This is a genomic window from Chloroflexus sp. (assembly GCF_034434295.1).
Lineage (GTDB): Bacteria > Chloroflexota > Chloroflexia > Chloroflexales > Chloroflexaceae > Chloroflexus.
In genome coordinates, this window is record NZ_DAOTZQ010000145.1 from 1 (window position 1) to 4,177 (window position 4,177).

Below are 4,177 nucleotides of genomic sequence, written 5' to 3' on the forward strand. Positions count from 1 at the left end.
ACACGGGAGCTATACGGAGCACGCCCTCACCCCCGGCCCCTCTCCCGCGCCCTGGCGCGGGAGAGGGGAGAGACACACCCCCACCCCAGCCCGCCCCCGCTGGGGGAATTCTTCCTCCCCCCGCTGGGGGGAGGCCGGGAGGGGGGTGGGAATGAGGTACACGGGAGCTATACGGAGCACGCCCATTCCTCTCCCGCCAGGGGAGAGGAGCGGGGGCCAGGGGGTGAGGTGAGGGCGACCAATCACCCCCGACGTGGCATCAACACCGTGTAATCAAAATCAAGCACCACCGCCGGATCGTAGTTCCCCTCCGCGTCACGGTAGGGAAAATCGTGACACGGGCGATCCTTGGTGGCGACGGTACGCACCCGTAAAGCGCCAATATCGGTGCGGCCCGGAATCTCCATCTTGGCAAGAATCTCTGACCAGGCGTAGATCGTGTCGCCGGCAAAGCTGGGGTTGGTGTGACGCCCGCTATTGATAGCCGCAATGCTCAGCGCATTGGCCAGCCCGTTGAATGACAACGAACGCGCCAGGCTGATGATGTGGCCGCCGTACACGATCCGCCGGCCAAACCGCCCTTCCCGCTCAACATGGAGGTTGAAGTGCACCCGCGCCGTGTTCTGGTAGAGCCGGGTAGCCTGCATGTGTTCAGCCTCTTCAATCGTGACGCCATCCACATGATCGATCTTCTCGCCAACCTCGTAATCGTCCCAGAGGTAACTGCTGCCGGCGTGGGCCAGATTGTAGTTCGCCGCCGATACGGTGTACGGGACAGTCAAATCGGTGACCGGTACCGAGTCGGGCAGATCGGGGATGACTGTCTCCGGTGCCGGTGCGTTCGGGTCGCGCTTCCGTACCATCACCCAGCGGATGTATTCGAGCACGACCTCATCCCATTGGTTCACACCCACCGAGTGGACATACACTACACCGGTTTTGCCATCTTTGTTCTGACGCAAACCGATGACCTTTGAGGTCGTGGAAAGGGTATCGCCAGGATAGACCACCGCGCCGAAGCGTCCACCGGCGTAGCCGAGATTGGCAATCGCGTTGAGCGAGATGTCAGGTACCGTCTTGCCGAAGACGACATGAAACACCAGCAGGCTGTCAATCGGCGCTCGCTCCAGCCCCAACGATTGCGCAAAAGGGGTTGATGAGGTAAGCGCAAAGCGTGAACCGTACAGCGACGTATAGAGGGCAACGTCGCCTTCGGTAATCGTGCGTGGCGTGGCGTGGACAATCGTCTGACCGAGTCGAAAATCCTCGAAGAAGTTGCCGGGATTGGTTTTGCCGCTCATCCCTCTCTCCTTGCTGCCACATTACAGACCATACGCCTGGGCCAGGTCGGGGTCTTTCTTCGCAATCATCCGCGCCAGGTCAACGATCACCTTCGCCTGCTTCCAGGTCGCATCGTCTTGCATCTTACCGTCAATCATCGCGACCCCCGAACCATCGGGCATCGCCTCCAGGATGCGTTTGGCAAACAGCACCTCGTTCACGTCCGGGCTGAAGACGCGCTTGGCGATGGGAATCTGGTTGGGCGCGAGCGACCAAGCACCGGTGCAGCCGAGGAGGAAGGCGTTGCGGAATTGGGCTTCGCAGGCGGCTTCGTCCTTGATATCACCGAAGGGGCCGTAGAAGGCGCGCAGGCCATGGGCAACTGCCACATCAACCATGCGGGCAATCGTGTAGTGCCAGAGGTCTTGCTGATAAAATGGCCGCTCGGCCTGGCCTTCTTGCGGATCGGCCAGTACGCCGTAGAAGGGGTGCCCACCGCCGACACGGGTGGTCTTCATGCCACGCGAAGCGGCGAGATCAGCCGGTCCCAGGCTGAAGCCGTGCATGCGGGGGCTGGCACCGGCAATTGCTTCGAGGTTGACCATGCCCTGGGCTGTCTCTAGCAGAGCGTGGATCAGGATCGGCTTTTTGATCTGGTGGCGGGCTTCGAGCAGGGCCAGATACTGATCGACGAAGTGAATGTCCCACGGCCCCTCGACCTTCGGGATCATAATCACATCGAGTTTATTGCCCACAGCGGCCACAATCTCGGCAATATCGTCGAGCACCCATGGGCTGTTGAGCGCATTGACCCGCACCCAGAGCGCAGTATCGCCGAAATCGGTTGCTTTGGCTACCTCGATAAAGCCGTTGCGCGCGGCCTCTTTGTCGTCCATCGGAATCGCGTCTTCCAGATTGCCGCACAGCACATCAACCTGTTTAGCGACTTCAGGAATACGGGCGCGAATCTTTTCCACGTGGGGCGGAAAAAAGTGAACGACGCGCTCTGGGCGCACCGGTAGCTCGCGGATTGGCTCTGGTGCACCGATGGCCAACGGTTTGTAGAAGTTGTGGGCTAGCTTGCGCATAATCTTCTCCCTCCCTGTTTTAATCACTGCATTCGTTTCGGTAGTGGTGCAGACAGCTACGATCCCTGATCTGGCCCGGCCACAATCCCTTCATCGTGCAAACGACCGACTTCAGCTTCACTCAAGCCCAGCACCTCAAGCAAAATCTCATCGGTATGCTCGCCGAGCCGGGGCGCCGGTTGGACGGGCAGGCGCGGCACAGCGGTAAAATCCAGCGGCGAACCTGGCATCAGGTAACTCCCGATACCGGGCTGCTCGACCATCGCAAACATCGGGTTGTCGGTGGAGCAGTCGGGGTCCTGGGCAATCGCTTCTCGCACCGTGCGGTACGGTGCCCAGGTAACACGGTGCTGTTCAAAGATACGGCGAACCTCGGCGAGCGTGCGGGCGTGGAACCAGGGTTCAAGCAGCGCAGCGATCTCGTGGCGGGCACGGAAGCGGTCGCCTTCCTCGGCCATATTCAGCCCCAGCCGCGCACCGAGCGCATTGAACGCCTCTGCCAGACCGGTCGCCTTCCCCAGTGCCTTCCACTGCAAATCGGTTAGACCAACCACCATCACCCGCTTCCCATCGAGGGTCTCGAAGTCGCGCCCGAATGCCCCATAGAGGTAATTACCCTGCCGTGGACGGTCGGTATCGTTGATCATCACCTCGGCAATCATCCCCAGATGGCCGATCATCGCCAGCCCGACATCCTTCAGCGCAATCTTCACCAGTTGCCCTTCTCCGGTCAGCCGACGGTGGCGCTCGGCAGCCAGCAGACCGAGCGCAATCATTTGACCGGTCACAATGTCCCAGGCTGGCAGCACGTGGTTGACGACATCAGGCGTCGTGACCGGGCCGGTCATAAACGGCAGCCCCAACTGCGGGTTGACGGTGTAATCCACCTCTGACCCACCATCGCGCCGCCCGACCAGATTGACCATAATCAGATCAGCGCGGTGTCGCTTCAGCTCATCGTAACTCAACCAGCCGCGCGCCGGAAAATTGGTAATAAAGAGACCGGCATGCTCACCGGGCGCACAGATGAGCTGGGTCAGCAACTCCTGCCCGCGTGGATGGCGAATATCAATCGCAATCGAACGTTTGCCCTTGTTGAGACCGGCCCAAAACAGACTATGCTTACCGTCGAGCGTAACCGGCCAGCGCTTATAATCGAGACCGCCGCCGATAGGGTCGAAGCGAATCACATCAGCCCCCAACTGCGCAAGCGTCATGCCCCCCAGCGGTGCGGCGACAAAGGCCGATCCCTCCACTACACGCAATCCGTGGAGAATACCCTTCATGGTGCTCCTCTCAGATCAATGCGGATACCACTCGCTGCCTCCGCAAGTATGCGATGGTATAGTCTGGTTGGATGGAAAGACGACATCTCGAACGTGACGAAGCGTCATTCGCTTCAGGATTACCACTACCATTCCGCACTGCACCAGCCGAACTGGAGATGGTGGATCGCCGTGCTCCCCATCCGGTTCCGGGCAACCTATGGGTGCACCGCGGTTCCATCACTCTTGCCAGTACAAGCCACCAATTGGCCGAGGACGTGTAAAGCGCATCGCCATCCATCATTGCCACGCCCTCGCTCCCACAACCAGAACCTGAGTCACCCGCTTTGCACGGAGATCGTTGATCTGCGCCGGGTTTCGGGCCGGGCCGGCGAATGCTGCGCACTCTGGCCACTGGTCTAATTTCCTGGCTGTATCGTGCAGCTCTGCCCCAGCTGAACTGGAGATGGTGGATCGCCGTGCTCCCCATTCAGTTCCGGGCAACCTATGGGTGCACCGCGGTTCCATCACTCTTGCCAGTAC

General features: G+C 60.4%; 3 protein-coding genes. All 3 read right to left on the reverse strand.

Annotated features, from left to right (window positions below; genetic code table 11):
* Positions 1-242: 242 nt before the first annotated feature.
* Genes VAE57_RS18275 through VAE57_RS18285 form a run of 3 tightly spaced genes read right to left on the reverse strand, consistent with a single transcriptional unit; the run spans position 243 to position 3,655 of the window.
* Positions 243-1,301, reverse strand: coding sequence for a MaoC family dehydratase (locus tag VAE57_RS18275; RefSeq protein ID WP_322823258.1), 1,059 nt, complete (start codon positions 1,299-1,301; stop codon positions 243-245).
* A gap of 21 nt (positions 1,302-1,322) precedes the next feature.
* Entirely contained in the window at positions 1,323-2,369 is a 1,047-nt protein-coding gene (locus VAE57_RS18280) for a CoA ester lyase (protein ID WP_322823259.1), read from the reverse strand.
* A gap of 56 nt (positions 2,370-2,425) precedes the next feature.
* Entirely contained in the window at positions 2,426-3,655 is a 1,230-nt protein-coding gene (locus VAE57_RS18285; protein WP_322823260.1) for a 2-methylfumaryl-CoA isomerase, read from the reverse strand.
* Between the last annotated feature and the right edge of the window lie 522 nt (positions 3,656-4,177).